The 367-nt window shown below is 53.1% G+C and carries 1 protein-coding gene; it reads left to right on the top strand.

Annotated elements, in window-relative coordinates; all coding sequences use genetic code 11:
* On the top strand, positions 1-258 hold a 258-nt coding region (locus Q4563_RS17175; RefSeq protein ID WP_303605357.1), incomplete at its 5' end, for a M48 metallopeptidase family protein.
* Between the last annotated feature and the right edge of the window lie 109 nt (positions 259-367).

Here is a 367-nt window from a genome sequence, read left to right on the forward strand (position 1 = left end):
CTACATACCTTTGTCAGCCGGGTACAGGGCGGCAAGCTGAAGGCCAAGCACGAAATCCGTATTTCGACCCTGTTTCGCAACACCCCTGAAGCCTTCCTGCGCATGATCATCGTCCATGAACTGGCTCACCTGCGCGAAAAAGCCCACAACAAGGCGTTCTACCAACTTTGTCAGCATATGGAGCCAGACTATTTCCAGCTCGAACTGGATGTCCGGTTATACCTGTGTCAGCGCGACCAATACGGTGATTTATGGTGACTGCTGCCGGATTCTGATGGCTTCACATCGCGCATGTGGCTCTGCCTTGAAGTCTTCCGGCCACAAAAAAGCCCGGTCATCCAGACCAGGCTTTTTTGTGGTGTTCCAG

It is taken from the genome of Gilvimarinus sp. 1_MG-2023 (assembly GCF_030548285.1).